The sequence below is a fragment of the Bosea vaviloviae genome (genome assembly GCF_001741865.1).
Taxonomy (GTDB): domain Bacteria; phylum Pseudomonadota; class Alphaproteobacteria; order Rhizobiales; family Beijerinckiaceae; genus Allobosea; species Allobosea vaviloviae.
Window position 1 is genome coordinate 416,547 of sequence record NZ_CP017147.1, and the last position, 22,050, is coordinate 438,596.

Sequence of the window (22,050 nt, forward strand, 5' to 3'; positions counted from 1 at the left end):
ATAATGGCGCGATCATCATTCTCAAGTTAACTGGGTCTGCCTCACTTGTGTGGTGAGCAACCCGGTGGAGAGAGGGAGCATGCGAGCCCTCAGGAATTCGGCGCCCATTAATCTGCCCTTCTACCTGCCGTTGCCCGAACATTCCGCCACACGTCAGGTCTGGCGCGCATACGGCGCAGCGACGTCCGGCAGTTGGTGAAGAAAACGCGTTAAAACAAAGGCCAGGGTTGCACGATGAGCGATGCGAACTTCACCCCGCTTCCGCCCGAGAGCTTCCGGCGCACGCCCTGGAAGAATGGCGGCGGTGTCACCATCGACATCGCCGACGCCTATCGCGAGGGTGCGGCGCCGGGCAGCTGGGAGGGCATGATCTGGCGCTTCGGCCGCACCAGCATCGTCGCGCCCGGGCCGTTCTCCGATCTGACCGGCTATGAGCGCCTGCAACTCGTCATCGCCGGGAGCGGCCTCGTCCTCGAAACGCCGGCAAGCCTCGAAATACCGGCAAGCGAGATCGACCTGCGCAAACCCTTCAAACCCGTCCGCTATGATGGCGGCACACCGATCGTCAGCCGCCTCGAGAACGGCCCGGTCGAAGTGGTGAACCTGATCGCCGACAGAGCGCTCTGCGAGATCGACCTCATCGTCGCAACGACGGGTCAGAACGCCGTGCTGAGCGCGGGAAACCACGTCATCTACGCGCCGGAGAATGCCTTCACGGGCTCCTGCGATGGAAAGCCTGTCCGGATCGAGCCAGGGCACGCACTCCTGATCGAAGCCAGGATTGCCGTATCGCTCCAGGCCGCGACAGGGCTCGCCCTCGTTGCGACCATCGCCCAACGGTCTCCCGCGGCCTGACGCCGCCTCAATGCGCGCGCTTCTTCGCGCCAGGCTTGGTCGCGGTCTGCGACGCGACGGGATCGCTCGCGGGGAATGTCCCCTTCAGCGCCTCATCCAGCTCGGCATCCCGGCCCTTGCCGCGACTGGCCTGCCGCTGCTCCTGCTGTTCCTTGCGTAGGCTTTCCTTGGCCCGATTGACGGTCGCCATGTGAAATCTCCTCTTCTGAGGGGTGAACGCGCAAAACCTATGCGCGTTCCACGGCAGCAGGCTCACCAGTGCCGTGGCCAGGCGATCCGCGCCACGAGCCCACCGCCCGGCCGCTCGGACAGCGTCAAACCACCGCGATGCGCCTCGGCAATAGCGCGCACGATGGCGAGCCCCAGACCGAAACCGCTGCTCTCGCGCAGGGTGCGGGCGAGATCGGCCCGGTAGAACGGCTCGAACACCTTCTCGCGATGCTCAGGCGCAATGCCCGGTCCATCATCCTCGACCACGATGGCGATAGTCTCGGCCTCGCCATCCTCGAGCCGCACCACGGCCTTGCCGCCGAACTTGATCGCATTGTCGACGAGGTTGGTGACGGCGCGCGTCATCTGGTCGGCATCGCACAAGGCCGAGGCGCGGATCGGCCCTTCATAGACGACGATATGGCCGAGATCAGCGAAATCATCGCAAACTGTCTGAAGCAAAGCCGGAACATCGGTCGCGACCATGCTGCCCGAGGCACGCCCCTCGCGCAGATAGGACAAGGCGCCGCTGACCATACGCTCCATCAACGCCAGATCCGCAAGGATGGCGCGGCGCTTGCCGTCATCGCCGATCTCCTCGGCGCGTAAGCGCAGCCGCGTGATTGGCGTGCGCAGATCATGGCTGACGGCTGCCAGCATCCGCGTCCGCTCATCGACGAGCCGCCGGATGCGCGCCGCCATCGCCCCGAAGGCGGCGGCGAGCCGCTTGACCTCGACAGGGCCATGCTCGAGCGAGACCGCCTCATCGCGATCGGGATCAAAGCGGTCGGCGGCCGTCGCCAGTTGCGACAGCGGCGAGACCACCGCTCGCGTCGCCCAGAGCGACAAAAGCCCGATCAGCATGGCAAGCGAAGCCAGCGTCGTGATCAGGTAGAAAATGAAGGCCGTGCCGCGCGGCGGCGGCGTCATGGCGGGCGGCTCGACCATCAACCCGGTTCCGTCGGTAAAGCGCAAGGCCGCGGCGGGCGGCAGCTCCCGCCTGGACTGCGCACCGGTCTCAAGCAGTTGCGCCTGCCCGAGGCCGGAAAGGTCCTGTTCGAGCAGCTCCAGCAAGGCCTCGTCATGCCTGTTCGGGTTGCGCAGGGGCGTGCCCTGCCCCGGCTGCAGCCGCGACAGTCGCGGATTTGCCCTGGTGGCGGCCTCGATGATGGCGGCCTTCAATTCCGGCGTCGCCGCTGCGTTGTGCAACTGGGCCAGCGAGACCAGCTCGGTCACATAGGAGAAGCGCGGAACCCGGCGCAGCTCCGCGGGCAGAAGCGTCAGCAGCACGGCCACCGTGACGAGATTGGCGAGGATCAGCGAACCAACGACGATGACCGCGATCTGCGCGGCAGCCCGGGCCGGCAGCAGGCGCAGCAGGAAACGCTTCATCCCGCCTCGATCTCCGGCGAGAACATGTAGCCGCCCGACCGGATGGTCTGGATCATCTCCGGTTCGCGCGGATTGCTCTCCATCTTCTGCCTGAGGCGGCTGACGAGCACGTCGATCGAGCGCTCGAACGGCGCAGCCGCGCGGCCTTGCGTGAGGTCGAGCAGCTGGTCGCGCGAAAGCACCCGGCGCGGCCGCTCGCAGAAGGCGAGCAGCAGATCGAGCTCTGCTCCGGTCAGCGCCACGCGCTCCCCTGCGGGGTTGAACAGCCGCCGGACCGCCTTGTCGAGCTTCCAGCCGGCAAAGCTGAGGAAAACGCTCTCGCCGATCTCGGGTTGCCCCTGGGCGGAGGCCCGCCTGAGCACGGCGCGGATGCGGGCGAGCAATTCGCGCGGGTTGAAGGGCTTCACAAGATAGTCGTCGGCCCCCATTTCGAGGCCGAGGATGCGGTCGATCTCCTCGGCCTTGGCCGTGAGCATGATGATCGGCATCGCACCGTCCGACCGCAGCCGCCGGCACAGGCTCAGCCCGTCTTCGCCCGGGAGCATCAGGTCGAGCACGATCAGGTCGAAACGGCCGTCGCGTAGCGCGACATCCATCTCGCGCCCGTTCGCCACGGTCTTGACGCGGAAGTCATTGTTACGAAGGAAGCGCGAGACGAGCGTCGCGATTTCGCGGTCGTCCTCGACGATCAGGATATGTGCGGTTCGGTTCATCGGGCGGCCTTAAACCCAGCACGCAGCACGGTCGCGACGGAATTGTTTCCAGTTGTTTCTATACGAGCTCCTGGAAAAGCACCGATACCAGATACCCGAATCCCGGACGTCATTTCGCAAAATACAGCGCCGACAATCCGGCTCGAATGATGACCTCGATCCAGATCATATCGAATCCTGTCTGCACCGGCAGCCTTTCCGGCAAGATCCTGCCCGTCAAGCCGCATCGATGGCTTCGGCGCGCCGCCATCCAGCTGCTGCTGTTCGCCGGCGCCTCGCTCTGGCTGATGATGCTGCCAGCCCTCATGGCCTCCGACGGCTTGTCCGCGGGCGAGAACGGTTGCGGTCGGCGTGGCTTTCGCGATCCAGTGACCGGCCGACCGGTGCAGCTCTCCGCCGCACCAGCGGGGCCGGCCGATGCCGATGGCTGCCCCCTCTCGCCACGGGGACGCGCCCGATGATCCCTCGCCGCCTGTTGGACGGCGCCTTGCGTTTGCCACCCGTGCTCGAAGGTCTCGGCAAGATCGTGCTGCGCCATCCCCTCACTTTGGCGCTCATCGTCCTGCCCCTCGCCTTGCTGCTCGGCTCGCTCGCGGGCTACGGGTTCGGTCGTGCCGGCTCGGCGCCGCCCTATCGCGCCACCCGGCTTCAGGCCGTCACTGCCGATCTCGGCCGGATCGAGGGCGATTACCTGCTGGCCGCCGGCGATTCCCATATCGAGCGCTGGCCCACGCGCAAGCTCTGCGGCCTGCCGCTCGTCAATGCCGGGGTTTCCGGAGCGACCGCCGGCGCCTATGCCGATTTTCTCGCGGAACTACCGCTGCCGCATCCACCGCGCGCCGTGATCTTGACCATCGGCACCAATGACGCCAACGCCAAGCGTTTCAGCGACGCATACGAGGCGGCGATGCGTTTCGAGGCGAGCTTCGAGCCGCTGCTCGGAACCTTGCAACGCGCATCCCACATCGTGCTCGTCACCGGCGTCCCGCCCATCGACACAGCCAGGGCCGAGGGCTTCTCTGCGGAAGCGGCCGAACGTATCGGGGCGCTGGCGGAAAGCACCTGCAAGGCAACAAATGGCTGCCTGGTCGCCAACCCCTTCACACCCGGCCTGCCCATGGTCGACGGCGTCCACTACAGGGATTACGCCGCTGTCTATCGCCGGATCGGCCCTGCGCTCTGCACCGCGCTCGAACGGGAGCACGCCGTCACAGCCCGCTCGAGATGAACCGAGGCAGCAGGATCATAAAGACGGTGCGGTCGGCCGCCGCGCCATGAAGCTGACGCAGACGCGCCATGACACGCACGGCCACGCATTGGATTGCCTGGCCGCCACACCCATCTGCATGGTCCTTTCAGGATTCGCGCCTCGGCCTGCGGCACAGCCGTGGTTTCCCGCCGACGCGCCAGAACAGAGGCCGCCATGGTCGCCATTTCCGTTCTCGACCTCGTTCCCGTCATCGAAGGCCAGGAGCCGGGTGACGCGCTCCGGAACTCGATCGAGCTCATCCGCCATGCCGAAACCCTGGGCTATCGGCGCTACTGGGTCGCCGAGCACCACAACATGACCGGCATCGCCAGCGCTGCGACCGCCGTGGTGATCGGCGCGCTCGCCGGAGCGACCAGCACGATCCGCGTCGGCGCCGGCGGCGTGATGCTGCCCAACCACGCCCCGCTGGTCATCGCCGAACAGTTCGGTACGCTGGAAGCGCTTTTTCCCGGCCGCATCGATCTCGGCCTCGGCCGCGCGCCGGGGACTGATCAGCGTACATTGCGGGCGCTGCGGCGCGACCCGATGGCCTCGGACCAGTTTCCGCAAGACGTGCTCGAGGTGCAGGCCTTTTTCGAGCCGGCCGGGCCGAACCAGGCGGTCCAGGCGGTGCCGGGCGCGGGCCTGCGCGTGCCGCTCTGGATCCTCGGATCGAGCCTGTTCGGCGCGCAGCTCGCAGCCGAACTCGGCCTGCCCTACGCCTTCGCCTCGCATTTCGCTCCGGATGCACTGATCCAGGCCCTGGCGATCTATCGCGAACGCTTCAAGCCGTCGGAGCAGGCGGCAAAGCCCTACGCCATGCCCGGCATCAACGTCGTCGCCGCCGAGACCGACACTGAAGCGCGCTATCTCGCGACCTCCCTGCAGCAGCGCTTCGTCGGCATGGTCCGCGGTGCGCGCGGCAAGCTCCAGCCGCCGATCGCCGATATCGAGCAATACTGGTCGCCGGCCGAGAAGGCGCATGTCTCGCAGATGCTGCGCTACGCCTTCATCGGCTCTCCCGAGACGATCAAGCGGGAGCTTAGCGCCTTCATCGCAGCGACATCCGCCGATGAGATCATGGTCACCGCGCCGATTCACGACCAAGCGGCGCGCAAGCGGTCCTACGAGATCCTGGCGCAGATCGCCCCGGAGATCGGTCTGGCACGCTCGGCAGCCTGACGCCGCGACGGAACTTCAATCCCGGGACGGCATTTGACCGTCACGTTCTCACACGCATGCCCCCGGGGAATTTCATGAAGCTCTCGATCGCGGCGACGCTGACCTATGGTTTTGGCGGCGCGACACAAATCATCGCCGCGATCGAAGCCGCGCGCTCGCCCGACCAGGCGATCCTCTCGGAAGAGCTCAGCATCGCGCCGGGAGCCGCGCTGATCCACGACGAGGACCCCGCTACCGGCGAGAGGCGCTTTCGCGCGGCGCTCTCCGGCCAGGTCGAGATCCGCTACAATGCCATCGTCGATAACGGCATGCGGGCGCCGCTCTCATCCAGCGCCCGCCAGCACGACTGGTCGGAACTGCCCCGCGACGTGTTGCCTTACCTGCTGCCCAGCCGTTTCTGCCCCTCAGACGAATTCATGCGCTTCGCCCAGCGAGAATTCCGCATGGTCCAGGGCGGTGGCGCGCGCGTTCTCAGCGTCCTCGACTGGCTCCATACCCATCTCGACTATGTCCATGGCGTCAGCCACGCACTGACCACCGCCGAGCAGACCTTCATCGACCGGGCCGGCGTCTGCCGCGACTTCACCCATCTCGGCATCGCTTTGACCCGGGCCCTGAACATCCCGGCGCGCGCGGTCAGCGCCTATGCGCTCGACCTCGACCCACCGGATTTCCACGCCGTCTACGAGGTGTTTCTCGACGGGCGCTGGTGGCTTGTCGACCCGACCCGGCTCGCTCCCGTCGAAGGGCTGGTCAGGATCGCAAGTGGGCGCGACGCCGCCGACATCGCTTTCCTGACCAGCGAGTACAACTGCCAATGCCTGAACCAGAGCATCACGGTGGTGCGCCTATACGACGAGGCCGACCAGCAGGCCGCCTGACAGATCAGCCCGGCGGCTGAACCGCGCTCGAGCCGTTTCCGATCCCATTGGATCGTTCAACAGCTCTAGCTATGCTCTTTGTTTTAACGCGTTTTCTCCACGCGAACCGGTGTCCACTTCGCTCGAAAACGCTCTCGTCCGCCGCGAGGCGCGCATCAGATTGCCGGCCAGCGCCATCAGGAAGAACGCGGCCTGTACCACCACGATGCAGGGGCCGGTGGCGGCATCGAGATGGAAGCTCAGGATGGTGCCGAATACGCTCGACAGCGTCGCAACGCCGACAGCGACCAGCAGCATCCGATCGAACTGCCGTGTCGTCAGATAGCCGATGGCGCCGGGCGCGACCAACATCGCCACCACCAGGATGATACCGACCGCCTTCAACGCCGCGACGATGGTCAGCGCCAGCAGCATCAGCAGGCCGAAATGCAGCATCCGGACATTCAGGCCGATAGCGCGGGCGTGAGCCGGATCGAAGGCGTGCAGCAGGAAATCCCGGCGCTTGGCCAGCATGATCGCGATGGTCGGAACCGCGATGATGGCGGTCTCTGCGATATCGGCCCAGCGTACGCCGAGCATGTTGCCGAACAGGATATGCATCAGGTGCTGGTCGCTATCGACCTTGACGAAGAGCACGAGACCGAGCGCGAACATGCCGGAAAACACGATGCCCATCACCGTGTCCTCCTTCACCCGGCTGTTCTCCTTGAGATAGCCGATGCCGAGCGCGCAGCTGAGGCCGGCGGCGAAAGCTCCCAGCGCCAATGGCAGCCCCGTCATGGCGGCGAGCACGATGCCGGGCAGCACCGCATGCGAGACGGCGTCACCCATCAGCGACCAGCCCTTCAGCACCAGGAAGCAGGACAGGACGGCGCAGACCACGCCGACGAGCGCCGCCACGATGAGCCCGCGCAGCATGAATTCATGCGACAGGGGCGTGATCAGCCAGATGTCGATCAAACTCATGTCATGGGCTCCACGACACTGCGCGCGGCCCGGCGCGCCGCGAGCCGGCCATGCTTGGGCGCGAACAGGAAGGCAGCCAGGAACAGGATGGTCTGGAAGACGACGATCAGGCCGCCGGTCGAGCCGTCGAGGAAATAGCTCGCATAGGCTCCGACCGCGCTCGTCGTCACCCCCATCGCGACCGCGATGATGATGAGCCGCCCGAAACGATCGGTCAGAAGATAGGCGGTCGCGCCCGGGGTCACCACCATGGCGATGACGAGACAGGCGCCGACCGTCTGCAGCGCCGCGACCGTGCAGGCGCTGAGCAGGACGAAGAACAGGATCTTCAACCGCGTCGGCGAAAGGCCGACGGCGCGCGCCTGATTCTCGTCGAAGAAGACCAGCATCAGATCCTTCCAGCGCGCGATCAGGATGGCGAGCGAGATCGCGGCGATGATTGCGACCTGGAGAACGTCCTCATCCGAGATGCCAAGGATGTTGCCGAGCACGATCGACTGGACATTGACCGAGGTCGGATTGATCGAGACGATCAGCAGGCCCACCGCGAAGAAGGTGGTGAAGACGATGCCGATGACCGCATCCTCGCGCAATTGCGTGCGCACCCTGACCAGCGCCATGGCGAGCGCGGCCAGGAGGCCCGAGAAGAAGGCGCCGGCGGCGTAGGGAACTTTCAGCAGATAGGCGAAGGCGACGCCCGGCACGATCGCATGCGCCAGCGCATCCCCCATCAGCGACCAGCCCTTCAGCATCAGATAACAGGACAGGAAGGCGCAGACGCCGCCCACGAGAGCCGAGACCCAGATGGCCTTGACCATGTATTGGTAGCCGAAGGGCTCCAGAAGCAGCTCGATCACGACGAACTCCCCTCCTCGCCGGTCGCCCTCTCGCCATTCGCCTTGCCGCGATTGGCCTTGCCGCCATCGGCCAGCTTCTCATGGTCGCGCTCGCCATAGAGCACCAACGGCCGCTCATCGTCGCTGATGACGGTAACGCGGCGCGCATCCGCATCCTCATGCAAGGCGTGCCCTTCCAACCGGAAATGCCTGAGCGCACCACCGAAGGCGCGCTGCAGATTGGCATGCGTGAAGGTTGTGTCGGTCGGCCCGGCGGCCAGCACCGTCTTGTTGACCAGCACGACCTGATCGCAGAAATCGGGGATGGAGCCGAGATTATGCGTCGAGACCAGCATCAGCCGGCCCTCAGCGCGCAACTCCCGCATCAGGTCGACGATCTGGTCCTCGGTTTTGACGTCGACGCCGGTGAAGGGCTCGTCGAGCAGGATGATCCGCCCGCCCTGCGCCAGGGCGCGAGCCAGGAAGACGCGCTTGCGCTGGCCGCCGCTGAGCTCGCCGATCTGCCGGCGGCGAAACTCCAGCATGTTGACCCGCGCCAGGGCGTCGTCGACGGCATCACGATCGGCTTTGCCGGCGATGCGCAGGAAACCCATATGCCCGTAGCGGCCCATCATCACGACATCGTCGACCAGTACCGGGAAGCTCCAATCGACCTCTTCCGCCTGCGGCACATAGGCGACGAGACCGCGCTTCAGCGCCTGGCGAACCTCCATTCCGGCGATCGAGACCATACCCTTTGCCGGCTTCAGAAACCCCATCAAGGTCTTGAAGAGGGTCGATTTGCCGGAGCCGTTGATGCCGACGAGCGCGCAGATCGTGCCCGGCCCGAGCGCGAACGAGGCGTCGTGCACCGCCGTGACGCCGTTGCCGTAGCGAACCGTGACCCCGGCGACGACGATCGAGGGGGTCGGGCCGGCGGCCATGCTCGAGCTCAGCTCAGACGTCTTCACTGGCCGAACCCCTTGGCGATCGTCTCCACGGTCACCTCCAGCAATTTGGCGAAGGTCGGCACCGGCCCGTTTGCGGCAGAGAGCGAGTCGACATAGAGCACCCCGCCATATTTCGCGCCGGTCTCGCGCGCGACCTGCTTGGCCGGCTTGTCCGAGATCGTGCTTTCGCTGAACACGGCCGGAATCTTGCTCTTGCGCACGAGGTCGATCAGCTTGCGGACCTGCTGCGGCGTGCCTTGCTCGTCGGCGTTGATCGGCCAGAGATAGGCTTCGCGCCAGCCATAATCGCGAGTGAGATAGCTGAAGGCACCCTCGCTGGAGACGAGCCAGCGCCTGTCGGCCGGCACCTTGTCGAGCCGGGCGCGCAGCGGCACGTCCATCGCCTTGATCTCGTCGGCATAGGCGGCGGCATTCTTGGCGTAGGTCGCAGCGTTGGCGGGATCGGCCTTGGCCAGCGCCTTCCTGATGTTCTCGATATAGATCAGCGCGTTTTTGGTCGACATCCAGGCATGCGGATTCGGCTTGTCCTGATAAGGACCTTCCTTGATGCCCATCGGCTCGATGCCGTCGGTCAGCACCGCGCTCGGCACATTCTTGACGTTCTCGAAGAATTTTTCGAACCAGCGCTCCAGGTTGAGCCCGTTCCACAGCACCAGATCGGCCGATTGCGCCTTCACCACGTCGAGCGGCGTCGGCTGGTAATCATGGATCTCGGCGCCGGGCTTGGTGATCGACTCGACGATCGCGACATTGCCGGCGACGTTCTGCGCCATGTCCTGAATGATGGTGAAGGTCGTGACCACCCGCAGCGGCTTGCCCGGCGCCGGCTGCGCCAGCGCCGGAACTGCCGCAGCGCAAAGACCACCCACGACAGCGAGGGCCGACCAGAGGCCCAAGAAATACAGACCCATGAAATGACGACGCGAATGCATGCTCTCTCCTGCTGGCTATCAAATCCCTTCAATAGCTATTGCAAACGAATTGCATCTGTCAATGCAATTGCAAATGATTTGCATTATCTCTGTTTTGCAAATGCGTCGCAGCCTTGCTATCTGCGGATAATGATCGGAACCGAGCAGCGCGTGGCCATTTTCGAGGGCCAGTTGAAGCAGGCGGGCTTGCGGATGACGCAGCAGCGCCGGCTGATCCTGCGCATTCTCGCCGAGGCGCATGACCACCCCGACGCCAAGGGCATCTTCACCCGCGCCTTCGAGCACGACCCGACCTTGTCGCTCTCGACGGTCTACCGGACCATGAAGCTGCTGGAATCGCAGGGCGCGATCGAGCGCCACGCCTTCGAGGACGGCGTCTCGCGCTACGAGCATGCCGACCAGCAGCATCACGACCATCTGATCGATGTCGAGACCGGCCAGGTGGTGGAGTTCTCATCGCCGGAGATCGAGGCGCTGCAGGCGAAGATCGCAGCCGAGCTGGGCTACGAGATCGTCCGCCACCGGCTCGAGCTCTATGCGCGCAAGCTGCCCAAGGCCGGGCGGAAGCGCGTCAAAAAAGACGTTTGACACGCGCCGTCATGCTCGGGCCTGCCCCGAGCATCTCATGACCAGAGCCCCCCGAGATGGCCGGGACAAGCCCGGCCATGACGTGCGACGATTCGCTTACCCCGCCTTGCGCTTGTTCTGCCGGTTGGCGATCAGGTCCTCGACCACCGCCGGATCGGCCAGGGTCGAGGTGTCGCCGAGCGCGCCGAACTCGTCCTCGGCGATCTTGCGCAGGATGCGGCGCATGATCTTGCCCGAGCGGGTCTTGGGCAGGCCGGGCGAGAACTGGATCAGGTCCGGCGAGGCGATCGGGCCGATTTCCTTGCGGACATGGCCGACGAGTTCCTTGCGCAAGGCCTCGCTCGGCATCTCGCCCGACATCAGCGTGACATAGGCGTAGATGCCCTGCCCCTTGATGTCGTGGGGATAACCGACGACAGCGGCCTCCGAGACCTTGGGGTGCGCCACCAGCGCCGATTCGACCTCGGCCGTGCCCATGCGGTGGCCCGAGACATTGATGACATCGTCGACGCGGCCGGTGATCCAGTAATAGCCGTCGGCATCGCGCCGGCAGCCATCGCCGGTGAAATACTTGTTCGGATAGGTGGCGAAATAGGTTTCCTCGAAGCGCTTATGGTCGCCATAGACCGTGCGCATCTGGCCGGGCCAGCTCTCGGCCAGCACGAGATTGCCCTCGGTCGCGCCCTCCAGCACCTTGCCCTCGGCGTCGACGATCTCCGGCTTGACCCCGAAGAAAGGCCGCGTCGCCGAGCCGGGCTTGAGCTTGGTTGCGCCGGGCAAGGGCGTGATCAGGATGCCGCCGGTCTCGGTCTGCCACCAGGTGTCGACGATCGGGCAGCGGCGGTCGCCGACGACGCGGTGATACCACTCCCAGGCCTCCGGATTGATCGGCTCGCCGACCGAGCCGAGCAGGCGCAGCGACTTGCGCTTGGTCCGCTTCACCGGCTCCTCGCCCGCGCCCATCAATGAGCGGATCGCGGTCGGCGCGGTGTAGAAGGTGTTGACCTTATGCTTGTCGACGACATCCCAGAAGCGCGAGATCGAAGGGTAAGTCGGGATACCCTCGAACATCAGCGTCGTCGCGCCGTTCGCCAGCGGACCGTAGACGATATAGCTGTGGCCGGTCACCCAGCCGACATCGGCCGTGCACCAGTAGATGTCGCCATCATGATAATCGAAGACGTATTGATGCGTGATCGCGGCATAGACGAGATAGCCGCCAGTCGTATGCAGCACACCCTTGGGCTTACCCGTGGAGCCGGAGGTGTAAAGGATGAAGAGGGGGTCCTCCGCCTTCATCTCGGCTGGCGGGCAATGCCCTGAGACCTTCGCCGCTTCCTCGTGATACCAGACGTCGCGACCCTCTTTCATCGCCACGTCGCCGCCGGTGCGCTTGACCACGATCACGGTCTTGACCGGCACCTTCTCGGCCGCTGCATCGACATTGACCTTGAGCGGCACCTTGCGGCCGCCGCGAAGGCCCTCATCGGCAGTGATAACGACATCGGAGGTCGCGCCCTCGATACGGCCCGACAGCGAATCCGGCGAGAATCCGCCGAACACGATCGAATGCACCGCCCCGATGCGGGCGCAGGCCAGCATCGCATAGGCCGCTTCCGGGATCATCGGCATGTAGATGGTGACCCGGTCGCCCTTCTTGACGCCGTTGGCCTTCAGCACGTTCGCGAACTTGCAGACCTCGGTATAGAGCTGACCGTAGGTGATCTTCTTCGACTCTGAGGGGTCGTCGCCCTCCCAGATGATCGCGGTCTGCTTGGCCCGCGTCGCCAGATGCCGATCGACGCAGTTATAGGCGACGTTGGTGGTGCCGTCCTCATACCATTTGATCGAGACCTTACCGGGCTTGTAGCTGGCGTTGCGGACCTTGGTGTAGGGCTTGAACCAGTCGATCCGCTTGCCCTGCTCGCCCCAGAACTTGTCCGGATCCTTGATCGAGGCCGCATACATCTTCTTGTATTTGGCGTCGTTCAGATGCGCTTTCTTGGCCCAGGCGGCGGGCACATCATAGATCGTCTCGGACATTATAGGCGTCTCCCCAGACCTGGGCCGTCTGAATACTTGGGCCGTCTGAATTGCGGCTTCGGGGGCGCATCGCGGGATTCGCCTCGTCCGCTTGGTTTGAATGCGCTGCATCATAGTCCCGGCAGCCAAGGCGGCAAGCTGGGCGACCTCGCACTTTCGTTTCAAAGACTTTCGGCTGCCGCGCCGGAGTTCAGAGCCCACCCATCTTGCAGACCAGCGCCCATTCCTCGTCGGTCACCGGCTGCACCGAGAGGCGAAACGAGGTGACGAGCGCCATCTTGGCGAGCTTCGGTTCCGCCTTGACCTGCGCCAGCGTCACAGGCTTCGGTAACGGCTTCACCGCCTTGAAATCGACCAGCACCCAGGGCTCGCCCGGAATCCAGATATAGGCCTCCTTGATCACCTCGACGATGCCGACGACCTCGAGCCCCTCATTGGAGTGATAGAAGAAGACTTGATCGCCCTGCTTCATCGCCATCAGGTTGAGCTTGGCGGTGTGGTTCTTGACGCCGTCCCAATGCGTGCCCTTGGCGCCGGCCGCGACCTGCTGGTCCCAGGACCACTTCACCGGTTCGGATTTGATCAGCCAATGTGCCATGAGATGCTCGCAAGGATGGAGAAGCTAATAGCGAGTGGCGAATGGCGAATGGAAAAGCAAGACGCACTCCACTCGCTATTCGCCACTCGCTTCGGTGTCCGGGCTCGGCGGTTTCGAGGCCGCCTGCCCCTGCTCGTTCCAGAACCGCACCATCTCGCGCGTCAGGGCGGCATAATCCTGCGGATCAAGCTCGACCCGGACCTCACCCTCGCCGAAGGGCAGGATCAGCACGAAGCGATGCGTATCCTCGGCGCGGCGGCGGCGATGCTGGATCACCGGGCCAGCCGGCACACGGCCCGCCAGCGCCACCGGCAGGCTCTCGGCGACGAGCTCGGAGCCCGTCGTCTTGCGGACTTCAGCGATGCCGCGCGCCACGCGCTTCGTCAGGTCGGACCAGTCATTGGCCATTGCCACCTCCCTCGCCCCGACGCCTCATGGCCGGATCTCCACGCGCGTCCCGTACGGAACACGCGACCAAATCTCGCGAATCTCGGCATTGGTGACCGCAATGCAGCCATCCGTCCAGTCGCGGTTGCGATGCAGCCCAGCGAGCCAGCCGAGGCCATTGCGGATACCATGGATCATGATGTCGCCGCCGGGCGAAACGCCGGCCCGCAGCGCTGTCTCGCGCGCCTGCCGATCCGGATAGGAGATGCGCAAGGCCAGGTGATAGCGGCTGCGCGGATGCTTGAAGTCGACGGCATAGACACCTTCCGGAGTCCGGCCGTCACCTTCCCCCTGCTTTTGGCCAATGGGATCGGAGCCGAGGGCCACCGCATAGCGCGCCAGCACTTGACCATCCCGCTCCAAGGTTAGCTGCCGCGCGCCCTTCTCGATCAGGATGCGCGTCGCCTGCTCGTTTTGAGCTGCAAGCGCCGGCGTTACCCGCAAGAACTGCGAAAACTCCAAGCCCAAGGCAAGGGCGAGCCCGACGGAGAGCAAGATCGCAGCTCGCTTCAGCATGCTCCGGCCCGCCTCAATTCTCGGCGCGGATCGGTCGTGCCAGAAGCCCGGCCACCGCCTCGCGCACGCCGATCTCGCCTGCGATGATCGCCGCGACCGCGTCCGCGATCGGCATCTCGACTTTGTGCTCACGCGCGATCCGCGCCAGCACCGAAGCGGTGAACGCTCCCTCCGCCAGCTTGCCGCCCGAAGCGTCCGCAATCGGTCGCCCCTGCCCCAGCGCCAGGCCGAAGGCGAAGTTGCGCGATTGCGGCGAGGCGCAACTCAGCACGACATCGCCCAGCCCCGACAGCCCCATCAGCGTTTCGCCTTGCGCGCCAAAAACCTCGCCGAAGCGGCGTAATTCGGAGAAACCGCGCGCCACCAGCGCCGCCCGAGCGCTCTCGCCATAGCCGAGGCCAATCGCGATCCCTGCTGCGATGGCGAGCACGTTCTTGGCCGCCCCGCCGACCTCGACGCCGCGCGGATCGGCGCTGTGATAGATGCGAAAGGCCGATGAGCTCAGCGCCTCCGCCAGGGCCCGCGCCAGATTTGCGTCCTGCGCGGCCAGCGTCACCGCCGTGGGCAGGCCGCGTCCGATATCGGCGGCGAAGCTCGGTCCCGACAGGATCGCAGCCGGTGAGCCGGGCCAGGCCTGCGCGATCACTTGCGTGGTGAACAGGCCGGTCGCCTGCTCGATACCCTTGGCGGCCGAGATCACCGGCCGGCCGGCCGACAGCGCCTGCGCCAGCCCCTCGCAGACCTGCCTCAGGCTCTGCGTCGGCACCGCGACCACGAAGGCGCCAACAGCGCTCAACGCCGCGAGTGAGGATGTCGCGGAGATCGCCTCCGGCAAGATCACGCCCGGCAGATGCGGCGTTTGGCGGGTCTCCCGGATCGCCGTGACTATCGCCGCGTCGCGAGCCCAGAACAGAACCTCGCGCCCCGCCCGCGCAGCGGCCAGCGCCAAGGCCGTGCCATAGGCGCCACCACCGACAATGCCAATGACGGAAGAGGCGGTGAGCCCGCTCATTCCCCGGCCTTGGCATCGCGTGGCGCAAGATCTTGCGGTACGAGATCTTGCGGCCTGAGCTCGTCCAGCGGCCAGCGCGGGCGCGCAACCGCGCTCATATCGTCGATCAGCCCCAGGCGCAGCCGCTCCAACCCGGCCCAGGCGATCATCGCGCCATTGTCGCCGCAGAGCGCGACCGGCGGTGCCACCATCGGCAGGCCGGCCTCGGTCGCAAGCCGCGTCAGCCCGCGCCGGATCGGTTGATTGGCGGCGACGCCGCCCGCCACGACCAGCGCCGATGGCGTGATGCCGGCGGCGCGGCAGGCGCGCAGGCCAGCCCGTGTCCGGTCGACCATCACATCGACGACCGCCGCCTGGAAGGAGGCGCAGAGATCGGCGACATCGCGATCCGACAAGGGCGCGATCCGCTCGGCGACGAGACGCACCGCCGTCTTGAGGCCAGACAGCGAGAAATCCGGATTCGGCCGGCCGCTCATCGGACGGGGAAAGTCGAAGCGCTCGGGATCGCCCTTCTCCGCCTCGCGCTCCACCGAAGGGCCGCCCGGATAGGCCAGGCCCAGCATCTTGGCGATCTTGTCGAAGGCCTCGCCGACGGCGTCGTCGATCGTGCCGCCGAGCTTGAGATAGTCGCCGACGCCGCGCACGGCGAGCAATTGCGTGTGCCCGCCCGAAACGAGCAGCAGCAGATAGGGAAAGGCGAGATCGTCGGTCAGTCGCGCCGTCAGCGCATGGGCCTCAAGATGGTTGATCGCGATGAAGGGCTTGCCCGTCACCAGCGCAATGGCTTTTCCCGTGGTCAGCCCAACCATGACGCCCCCGACCAGCCCTGGACCGGCAGCGGCAGCAACCGCATCGATATCGGCAGGCTTGAGCCCCGCTCTCTCGAAGGCACTGCCGACGATACGGTCGATCGCCTCGACATGGGCACGCGCCGCGATCTCCGGCACGACGCCGCCAAAGGCCGCATGTGCGGCGATCTGACTCAGCACCTCGTTCGACAGGATTTTCGCTTCGCCGGAGCGCGTGACCTCGACGATCGCAGCCGCGGTCTCGTCACAAGTCGTCTCTATGCCCAAAACTCGCATGATCGGCCGATTGGTCTCGCAGCTGTGATGGAATAGACGGGCGCAGGAATTCGGTCGTGAAGAACCGGCAGTTTCGCGCCGGGAATTCCCCCGTATAGTGCGCGAGCGAGCATAAGGCCAAGAGGCCGTTATGCGGCCCGGGCGCCGAGCTTGGAATACCAAGTCTGGGATGCCGGTCTGGGACGACGCATCCGGAGCCGCCGGCAGAGCGGCCATTTGAGGGGGACCTAAGGCATGGCCGGAATCGCAACCCCGCTCCGCGACAAAACCCCGGACTGCGTCGCCGCTGGTCCCAATGACGGCTCAGCCGCGATCGCTAACCAATTCGACGGTGAAGGCGGGCGCGGATTGCGTGTTCATGCTTCAGATGGGAGCTCTGTCTGATGATACCCGGCGCGAAAGGAGACCGCATGCGCATACTCGTCCTGAGGCCGCAGGCCGATGCCGAGCGTAGCGCCCGCGCGGTCGCCGCGCGCGGCTGCGAGCCGTTGATCGCGCCGCTGTTCACGGTCGTGCGCCTGCCCGAGCCGGCGCCGGCCGGAGATTTCTCCGCGCTCGTCCTGACCAGCGGCAATGCGGTGAGCGCGCTCACTGAGGCTCCCCTGGGCTGGCGCGACCTGCCCGTCTTCAGCGTCGGCGCGCGCACCGCCGGCAAGGCCCGCGAGGCCGGTTATGCCGATGCCCGCAGCGCCGACGGCAATCGCCATGACCTGATCGATCTGATCAGCCGCAATCTGCCGCCGCCGTCGCGGCTGCTCCTGATCGCCGGCCGGGACAACCATGAGGATGTCCCGCAGCGCCTGCGGGACGCCGGTTACGACGTGACGATATGGACGGCGTATGCAGCCGAGGCCGTGACCGCGCTCCCGGCGAATGCGACTGAAGCCCTGCGCGACGGCAAGGTCGATGCCGCCCTGCATTATTCCCCGCGCGGCGCCCGAACCTTCCTGGCGCTGGCGCGGGAGGCCGGCCTCGCCGAGCCTGCTTTGGCGCTGACCCATGTCACGCTCTCGGCAGATGTCGCGGCGCCATTGATCACGGCCGGAGCCAGCACGGTGCTGGTCGCCGAACATCCGGAAGAGGCCGGTCTGCTCGCCGCCCTCGATCAAGTGTCCGCTCGCAATCGCCTGCGCGACGATGTTAGAGACGAACCGGCTGCGACGACAGGCGTCGAGACGGAGACAGGCCCGATGACCGAGCCCGATGCTGAAGCCGAGCCCCATGCTGAAATGATGAAGCGTGGCCGCGCCCGGCGCACGCCGCCGACCATCGATTTGAAGGCACAGGACACGTCAAAGGCGCAAGACACGTCGAGGGCGCAAGACACGTCGAGGGCGCAAGACACGTCGAGGGCGCAAGACGCCCAGCCAGCCGGAACGGACACGGCGTCCGCAAGCGCAGCCGCGTCCGAGGCCGTGCTGCCGACCGAGGCGCTGCCCCAGGAATTCGTCGCGCCCGATTTCACCGCGCCCGAGACCAAGCCTTCGACCGGGCGTGCCGGCCCGGACGATGAAGGATCGCACCGCGCGGGCGCTGCCCAAACACCCTCTCTTCCGGAGACGAAATCGCGCCTGCCCTGGCCGGCCCTGGCGCTTGCCGGCATCGTCGGCGGCGTGGTTGGCGCCGGGCTTACCATGCTGGCCTGGAGCCGCGCGACGCCTGCCGTCGACGTTACGCAGATCGCCGAACTCCGCGCCCGGCTCGACAGCCTGCAAGGCGCCACCGCCGCGCTCGACCGCAAGGCGGATGCCGCCGTCAAGGCCGGAACGGAGGCGCAGGCCGCCGCGACCCGGTTTGGCGAACAGGCGAAGGCGCAAGGCACCCAGAGTGCCGATGCCGGTGCCATCGCAAGTTTGAGTGCCCAGGCCCAGCGCGCCGAAGCCGCCGCCAACGCGCTCGGCCAGCGGCTCGGCACGGTCGAGACCCTCGCCAAGACAGCCTCCGCACCCAGCCCGCAGGCCCTTGCCGCGGCACGCATCGTCCTGGCCGAGCGCATCCAGAGCGCCATCGCCTCAGGCCAGCCCTTCGCCGGCGATGTCGCAGCGCTCGCCAAGGGCGGCGGCGCGCCCGAGCAGATCGCGGCGCTGAGCGCGGTCGCGACGACCGGCGCCCCGACCCGTGACACGCTGCTTACGCAGTTCCGCACGCATCGAGCGATGTTCGCCAGGGAAATGACGCCGGCAACCGCCAGTTGGCAGGACCGCGTGCTCGGGCTCGCCAGCCGCATCGTCACGATCCGCCCCGTGGGCGACACCGGCTCCAACGATCCCGCCACCTTGCTGATCCGGCTGGAAAACGCGCTGGCGAGCGGGAATATCGTCGTGGCGGCCGGCCTCTGGAACCAGCTGCCCGAGCCGGCGCGGCTCGGCAGCGTCGATTTCGGCGCAGCTTTGCAAAAACGGGCCCAGGCAGATGCCGCGATTGCAAAAATCGCACAGGATGCCGTCGCCGCGCTCGGCGCGGCGGGCTGACGGAGGATAGAGTTCATGGTTCGGGTTCTGCTCTATCTCCTCGTCTTCGCCTGCCTCGCGGTCGGCGCCGTCTGGCTCGCCGATCGTCCCGGCGATGTTTCGATTCTGTGGCAGGGCTACCGCATCGAAACCAGCGTCGCGATCGCCGCCATCGGCGTCGTCGTGCTGGCGATGCTGGCGATGCTGGCCTGGGCGCTTGCGCGCTTCGTGCTCGGCCTGCCCTCGGCCTTCAGCTTCGCCTCGCGGGCACGCCGCCGCGCCCGCGGCTTTGAGGCCGTCTCGCGCGGCATGGTCGCGATCGGTGCGGGAGATCCCATCGCCGCCGGCCGCCACGCCGTCGATGCCCGCCGCTTCTCCGGCAACGAGCCCCTGACCCTGCTGCTGGAGGCGCAAGCCGCCCAGCTCTCCGGCGATCGCGGCCGGGCCGAGGCCGCCTTCAAGACCATGCTCGACAAGCCCGAGACCCGCGTGCTCGGCCTGCGCGGCCTCTTCGTCGAGGCCAGGCGTCGCGGCGACATGACCGCCGCACGCGCCTTCGCCGACGACGCCGTGCGCCGTTCGCCCTCCCTCGCCTGGGCCAATGACGCCTTGCTCGACTTCCATACCAGCGCCGGCGACTGGCAGGCGGCGCGCACCGCCGTCGAGCGCCGCGCCGCCCTGAGGCTGGCCGAGAAGGCCGAGGCCAAGCGCCAGCGCGCCGTGCTACTCGCAGCCGAGGCCCTGCAGGCTCGTGACGGAGAGCCGGAAAAGGCGCTCGCCGCCGCGCTGGAGGCGACCAAGCTCGCGCCCAGCCTGACGCCGGCCGCGGTGCTGGCCGGCCGCATGCTGGCCGAGCGCGGCGACATCCGCAAAGCTTCCAAGATCCTGGAGGCCGCCTGGAAGGAGGTCTCCCATCCCGACATCGCCGCCGCCTATCTCGATGTCCGCTCCGGCGACAGCGCCCAGGACCGGCTCAACCGCGCAACCACGCTGGCGAAATTGCGCCCGGCCGACCCTGAAGGCGTGCTGGCGCTCGCTGGCGCCGCCATCCACGCCCGCGATTTCGCCAAGGCCCGCACGACCTTGAAGCCGCTGCTCGCCGGCGGCGCCTCGGTGCGCGCCTGCCTGCTGATGGCGGAGCTCGAGGAAGCCGAGCACGGCGCGGCCGGCCGGGTGCGCGAATGGCTCGCACGGGCAACGCGTGCGCCGCGCGACGCCGCCTGGGTCGCCGACGGGCTGGTCTCTGATCAATGGCTGCCGGTCTCGCCGATCTCGGGTCGGCTCGACGCCTTCGTCTGGACGGTCCCGCCCGCCACACTCGGCAGCCATGCTCCGGCGCTCGACGACGTCCTGGCCGATCTCGACGATTCCGCGCCTCTGATCGAGGCCCGCGCCGAAACCGTGACGACCGCCCCCGCAAGCATCCCCGCCATGCCACCGCCGAAGCCGAGCGAGCCGCCGCCGGCAGCCATCGTCGAGCCTGCACCCAAGCCGCCCGAGGAGGCCAAATCTGCCGCGGAGCCGAAGCCTGTCGTGGAGCCGAAGCCTGTCGTGGAACCAAAACCGGCCGCGGCCAAGCCCGAGGCCGCATCAGCGAAGGGCGAAGCGCGCGCCACGCCCGTGATCTTTCCCGTCTCGCATGCACCCGACGATCCCGGGCCGGAAGACGCCCAGATCCTCGAGGAGAAGAAGGCGAAGTTCCGCATCTTCGGCTGAGGCAAGATTTTGGGCTGAGGCAAGATTTTGGGCTGAGGCAAGATTTTGGGCTGAGGCAAGATTTTGGGCTGAGGCAGGATCTCCGGCTGGGGATCTCCGGCTGGGGCAAGCTTCATCGCACGACGCAGGCGCGTGCGAAAAGAAGTGCGGCTTTCGGCCCGGGCGCTTATAGCGTCGGTCATGACATCACAGCCAAGCCAATTTGAGACCGCACCGCCTGCGGGCGTGACCTTGCATGTGACGGCCGAACAGGCCGGCGCGCGCCTCGACAAGGCGCTCGCCTTGCTGGCCGGCGAGATCTCGCGCGCCCGCCTGCAGCAGATCGTCAAGGATGGTGGCGTCAGCCTGAACGGCGCGGTCACGACCGATGGCAGCCGCAAGGTCGTCGAGGGCGACGCCTTGACGCTGATCATGCCCGAGGCCAAGCCCCCGGCACCGGCGGGGCAGGACATCCCGCTCACCGTGGTGTTCGAGGACGAGCACCTGATCGTCATCGACAAGCCCGCCGGCCTCGTCGTGCATCCTGCCGGCGGCCATGAGGACGGCACGCTGGTCAACGCCCTGATCGCTCATTGCGGCGAAAGCCTCTCGGGCATCGGCGGCGTCAGGCGACCGGGCATCGTGCACCGGCTCGACAAGGACACCAGCGGGCTGCTCGTCGTCGCCAAGAACGACAAGGCCCATCAGGGCCTGGCGAAGCAGTTCGCCGACCATGGTCGCACCGGCCCCCTCCAGCGCGCCTATCTCGCCATTGTCTGGGGCTTTCCACGCCGGGCGCACGGCACGATCGAAGCCAATATCGAGCGCTCGAACAAGAACCGCGAAAAGATGATGGTCGTGGGCGAGGAGCGCGGGCGCGAGGCGATCACCCATTTCACCGTGATGGAACGCTACCCCGCTTTGCTCAAGGGCAGGGAGGAGACCGAGGCGCTCGCCAGCATGGTGGAGTGCCGGCTCGAGACCGGGCGCACGCATCAGATCCGCGTCCATATGAGCCATCTCGGCCACCCCCTGCTCGGCGACCAGCTCTACGGCTCCGGTTTCGCGACCAAGGCGAGCCGCCTGCCCGAGCCCGCCCGTCTGGCGCTGACGCAATTGGGGCGGCAGGCGCTGCATGCGGCGCTGCTGGGTTTCGCCCATCCCGCCACGGGCGAAGAGATGCTTTTCGAATCCGACCCGCCGTCTGAGTTTGCAAATTTGCAAGCAGAACTCGCGAGGCTGTGAGGCAATCTCGCTATCCTGCCCATTTTCCGCCAAGCTGTCATGGCATAGAGTGCGCGTTGGATGCGGATGGCTAAGGGGCGCCGCACGTGGCTTGAAACAGCGCCGAACCGTTAGCCGGTTCCGGCGTTGTATCTTTCACGACATCCAAAGCCTGCGCGAAGGTTGATCGCGCGGTTGGTTTGCC

Annotated in this window: 22 protein-coding genes; 9 read left to right on the forward strand and 13 right to left on the reverse strand. The window is 66.5% G+C overall.

Annotation, left to right across the window (positions count from 1 at the left end; genetic code table 11):
* Window positions 1-234: 234 nt before the first annotated feature.
* Window positions 235-855: a HutD/Ves family protein gene (locus BHK69_RS01955; protein ID WP_069688643.1), complete on the forward strand. Its 621-nt coding sequence runs from the start codon at window positions 235-237 to the stop codon at window positions 853-855.
* 7 nt (window positions 856-862) lie between these two features.
* Here BHK69_RS01955 and BHK69_RS01960 read toward each other — a convergent pair whose 3' ends face one another.
* From BHK69_RS01960 to BHK69_RS01970, 3 genes are all read right to left on the reverse strand, one after another.
* Window positions 863-1,045 (reverse strand): hypothetical protein, encoded by a 183-nt coding sequence (locus BHK69_RS01960; RefSeq protein WP_069688644.1) that lies wholly within the window; start codon window positions 1,043-1,045, stop codon window positions 863-865.
* Between the two features lie 62 nt (window positions 1,046-1,107).
* On the reverse strand, window positions 1,108-2,457 hold the full coding sequence (locus tag BHK69_RS01965) for a sensor histidine kinase (protein WP_069688645.1): 1,350 nt from the start codon (window positions 2,455-2,457) through the stop codon (window positions 1,108-1,110).
* Window positions 2,454-3,170 carry a response regulator gene (locus BHK69_RS01970; protein WP_069688646.1) on the reverse strand — a complete coding sequence of 239 codons (717 nt, stop codon included), beginning with the start codon at window positions 3,168-3,170 and terminating at the stop codon, window positions 2,454-2,456. Before BHK69_RS01970 ends, BHK69_RS01965 begins: the two co-directional genes overlap by 4 nt.
* Before the next feature lie 149 nt (window positions 3,171-3,319).
* On the opposite strand from BHK69_RS01970, the gene BHK69_RS32525 reads away from it, so the two are divergent.
* The 4 genes from BHK69_RS32525 to BHK69_RS01990 all read left to right on the forward strand — a co-directional run bounded on the left by BHK69_RS32525 (window position 3,320) and on the right by BHK69_RS01990 (window position 6,482).
* The gene (locus tag BHK69_RS32525; protein ID WP_158516144.1) at window positions 3,320-3,631 is read left to right on the forward strand and encodes a hypothetical protein; all 312 of its coding nucleotides are present in this window, start codon (window positions 3,320-3,322) and stop codon (window positions 3,629-3,631) included.
* Entirely contained in the window at window positions 3,628-4,398 is a 771-nt protein-coding gene (locus tag BHK69_RS01980) for an SGNH/GDSL hydrolase family protein (protein ID WP_069688648.1), read from the forward strand. Before BHK69_RS32525 ends, BHK69_RS01980 begins: the two co-directional genes overlap by 4 nt.
* Window positions 4,399-4,593: 195 nt before the next feature.
* Window positions 4,594-5,601, forward strand: coding sequence for an LLM class flavin-dependent oxidoreductase (locus BHK69_RS01985; protein WP_069688649.1), 1,008 nt, complete (start codon window positions 4,594-4,596; stop codon window positions 5,599-5,601).
* Between the two features lie 74 nt (window positions 5,602-5,675).
* A complete protein-coding gene (locus BHK69_RS01990) occupies window positions 5,676-6,482 on the forward strand; it encodes a transglutaminase-like domain-containing protein (RefSeq protein ID WP_069688650.1) in 807 nt (268 codons plus the stop codon).
* A gap of 69 nt (window positions 6,483-6,551) precedes the next feature.
* Here BHK69_RS01990 and BHK69_RS01995 read toward each other — a convergent pair whose 3' ends face one another.
* Genes BHK69_RS01995 through BHK69_RS02010 form a run of 4 tightly spaced genes read right to left on the reverse strand, consistent with a single transcriptional unit; the run spans window position 6,552 to window position 10,187 of the window.
* Window positions 6,552-7,448 (reverse strand): metal ABC transporter permease, encoded by an 897-nt coding sequence (locus BHK69_RS01995; RefSeq protein WP_069688651.1) that lies wholly within the window; start codon window positions 7,446-7,448, stop codon window positions 6,552-6,554.
* Window positions 7,445-8,305 (reverse strand): metal ABC transporter permease, encoded by an 861-nt coding sequence (locus tag BHK69_RS02000; RefSeq protein WP_069688652.1) that lies wholly within the window; start codon window positions 8,303-8,305, stop codon window positions 7,445-7,447. The genes BHK69_RS01995 and BHK69_RS02000 overlap by 4 nt, the downstream gene beginning before the upstream one ends.
* Window positions 8,302-9,228, reverse strand: coding sequence for a manganese/iron ABC transporter ATP-binding protein (locus BHK69_RS02005; RefSeq protein ID WP_069693293.1), 927 nt, complete (start codon window positions 9,226-9,228; stop codon window positions 8,302-8,304). The genes BHK69_RS02000 and BHK69_RS02005 overlap by 4 nt, the downstream gene beginning before the upstream one ends.
* 23 nt (window positions 9,229-9,251) lie before the next feature.
* The gene (locus tag BHK69_RS02010) at window positions 9,252-10,187 is read right to left on the reverse strand and encodes a metal ABC transporter substrate-binding protein (protein ID WP_083269069.1); all 936 of its coding nucleotides are present in this window, start codon (window positions 10,185-10,187) and stop codon (window positions 9,252-9,254) included.
* A 129-nt stretch (window positions 10,188-10,316) separates the two neighbouring features.
* On the opposite strand from BHK69_RS02010, the gene BHK69_RS02015 reads away from it, so the two are divergent.
* Window positions 10,317-10,775, forward strand: a complete 459-nt coding sequence (locus tag BHK69_RS02015) for a Fur family transcriptional regulator (RefSeq protein ID WP_069688653.1) — start codon at window positions 10,317-10,319, stop codon at window positions 10,773-10,775.
* Window positions 10,776-10,871: 96 nt separating this feature from the next.
* Here the strand turns inward: BHK69_RS02015 and acs are convergent, their stop codons facing one another.
* From acs to tsaD, 6 genes are all read right to left on the reverse strand, one after another.
* A complete protein-coding gene (gene acs / locus BHK69_RS02020; RefSeq protein WP_069688654.1) occupies window positions 10,872-12,818 on the reverse strand; it encodes an acetate--CoA ligase in 1,947 nt (648 codons plus the stop codon).
* 190 nt (window positions 12,819-13,008) lie between these two features.
* The gene (locus BHK69_RS02025; RefSeq protein WP_069688655.1) at window positions 13,009-13,416 is read right to left on the reverse strand and encodes an EVE domain-containing protein; all 408 of its coding nucleotides are present in this window, start codon (window positions 13,414-13,416) and stop codon (window positions 13,009-13,011) included.
* A gap of 75 nt (window positions 13,417-13,491) precedes the next feature.
* Entirely contained in the window at window positions 13,492-13,824 is a 333-nt protein-coding gene (locus tag BHK69_RS02030) for a hypothetical protein (RefSeq protein WP_069688656.1), read from the reverse strand.
* Window positions 13,825-13,848: 24 nt separating this feature from the next.
* A complete protein-coding gene (locus tag BHK69_RS02035; protein WP_069688657.1) occupies window positions 13,849-14,379 on the reverse strand; it encodes a L,D-transpeptidase family protein in 531 nt (176 codons plus the stop codon).
* Window positions 14,380-14,392: 13 nt separating this feature from the next.
* Window positions 14,393-15,391, reverse strand: coding sequence for an NAD(P)H-dependent glycerol-3-phosphate dehydrogenase (locus BHK69_RS02040; protein WP_069688658.1), 999 nt, complete (start codon window positions 15,389-15,391; stop codon window positions 14,393-14,395).
* Complete coding sequence (gene tsaD, locus BHK69_RS02045; protein ID WP_069688659.1) at window positions 15,388-16,476, reverse strand: tRNA (adenosine(37)-N6)-threonylcarbamoyltransferase complex transferase subunit TsaD; 1,089 nt, start codon at window positions 16,474-16,476, stop codon at window positions 15,388-15,390. Before tsaD ends, BHK69_RS02040 begins: the two co-directional genes overlap by 4 nt.
* A 410-nt stretch (window positions 16,477-16,886) precedes the next feature.
* On the opposite strand from tsaD, the gene BHK69_RS02050 reads away from it, so the two are divergent.
* The 3 genes from BHK69_RS02050 to BHK69_RS02060 all read left to right on the forward strand — a co-directional run bounded on the left by BHK69_RS02050 (window position 16,887) and on the right by BHK69_RS02060 (window position 21,866).
* Complete coding sequence (locus BHK69_RS02050; protein WP_069688660.1) at window positions 16,887-18,947, forward strand: uroporphyrinogen-III synthase; 2,061 nt, start codon at window positions 16,887-16,889, stop codon at window positions 18,945-18,947.
* Between the two features lie 15 nt (window positions 18,948-18,962).
* Window positions 18,963-20,642, forward strand: a complete 1,680-nt coding sequence (locus tag BHK69_RS02055; protein WP_069688661.1) for a heme biosynthesis protein HemY — start codon at window positions 18,963-18,965, stop codon at window positions 20,640-20,642.
* Window positions 20,643-20,822: 180 nt separating this feature from the next.
* On the forward strand, window positions 20,823-21,866 hold the full coding sequence (locus BHK69_RS02060; protein ID WP_069688662.1) for an RluA family pseudouridine synthase: 1,044 nt from the start codon (window positions 20,823-20,825) through the stop codon (window positions 21,864-21,866).
* Window positions 21,867-22,050 lie beyond the last annotated feature (184 nt).